Here is a 1,505-nt window from a genome sequence, read left to right as displayed (position 1 = left end):
CATCGAAAGACATCCCTGTAGCTAGCCCTGTCAAGTAGTGAGAGGTTCGCCATGTTTTGCCCAGGCTGTGGCCTCGTTGTAGAGGCTGCCGGTTTTCAGGCAGCCGTGCAGGATGCCGACCAGGCGGTTGGCGACCTGGCGCAGGGCGGCGTTGTAGCCGGCGCCGCGTGCGCGCTGTTTGTCGTAGTAGGCGCGGGCGCCGGGCGAGTAGCGGATGGCCTTCTCTGCCTGGTGCATCAGGGCGTCGATGAGCCGGTCGTTGTGCACCCAGCGGGCGGCGACGACCTTTTTCTTGCCGGAGGCGCGGGTGATCGGGCTGGTCGCGGCGTAGTTCTTGCGGGCCTTCGCGGTGGCGTAGCGGGCCGGGTCGTCGCCGAACTCTGCGAGCACCCGAGCGCCGATGATCGGTCCCAGGCCGGGCTGGGAGACGACGATCCTAGCGGCCGGGTGCTGCCCAAAATGGGCCTGGACCTCCTGCTGCATGGCAGCGACCTGCGTTTCGAGCACGATCAGCACCGCGATCAGAGCCCGCACGGTGACGGCGTAGGCCGCCGTGACCGCCGGGGGCTGTCCGAGCTGGGGTGCGCGCAGCGCAGCCTGGATCCGCTCGGCCTTGGCCGGCACATCGCGGCGCCGGGCGCGGGTCAGCGCGGCACCGATCTGCGAGCGGGACAGCCGTGCGGCCGAAGCCGGGTCGGGCGCCTTGGCCAACAGCGCCAGCGCTTCGGGGGCGTCCAGGTCCTCGAAGGCCGCCAGGGCAGCGGGGAAGTAGTCCCGCAGGGCATGCCGCAGCCGCTGGGTGTGCCTGGTGCGCTCCCAGATCAGGGTCTTGTGGGCCCGGGACACCACCTTGATCGCTTCAGCAAGGTCGGAGTCGCCGGCCACGGATCGCAGCTGGTGGCCGTCGGTGCGGACCATGTCTGCCAGCATGTGCGCGTCCGCGGCGTCGCTCTTGGCCCCCGAGACCGCCCGGCGTTCCCGGTAGCGGGCCGCGGTCAGCGGGTTCACCGCCAGCACGGTGTACCCGGCGGCCAGCAGTGCGCCCACCCACGGGCCCCGGTCGGTCTCAATCCCCACCACGACCTCGGTGTCGTCGTCCTCGGCGGTCTCGCCCAGCGCCCTGACGACCAGGTCGTGCAGCCGGGCGATCCCGGCAATGCCCTCCGGCAGCCGGGCCTTGGCCAGCCGCTTGCCACCCTCATCCATCAGCTCCACGTCGTGATGGTCCTCGGCCCAGTCATCGCCGATGAACAGCCTCAACGCCCCTCCTCTATCCAGAACCTCCACCCAACAGCCAGCCGGAGAACCATCAGCGACCTAATGAACCAGTGCTCACGCCCGAAACCGGCGGGCACGACATCCCATCAGCGATCAACTCTCCCGGCCGACCGACAGGGGCACGGTCTTTCGACAGGACTCGAAGTCCTGGACACACAAGTGCTCACCTGCCAGCGGCTGTCCACCCAGGAGTCTGCCGGATGGCTCACTCCCGAGAATCATTAGGA

Annotated in this window: 1 protein-coding gene; it reads right to left on the bottom strand. The window is 69.1% G+C overall.

Annotation, left to right across the window (positions count from 1 at the left end):
• Positions 1 to 30: 30 nt before the first annotated feature.
• Entirely contained in the window at positions 31 to 1,206 is a 1,176-nt protein-coding gene (locus tag ABH920_RS50010; RefSeq protein ID WP_370356986.1) for an IS110 family transposase, read from the bottom strand.
• Positions 1,207 to 1,505 lie beyond the last annotated feature (299 nt).

The organism is Catenulispora sp. EB89, assembly GCF_041261445.1.
GTDB lineage: Bacteria > Actinomycetota > Actinomycetes > Streptomycetales > Catenulisporaceae > Catenulispora.
The sequence above is the reverse complement of the archived record's forward strand: the minus strand, read 5'-3'. Positions and strand labels throughout refer to the sequence as shown.

Coding starts and splice junctions, on each gene's coding strand:
- ABH920_RS50010 (WP_370356986.1), bottom strand. CDS start 1,206: ATGGATGAGGGTGGCAAGCGGCTGGCCAAGGCCCGGCTGCCGGAGGGC.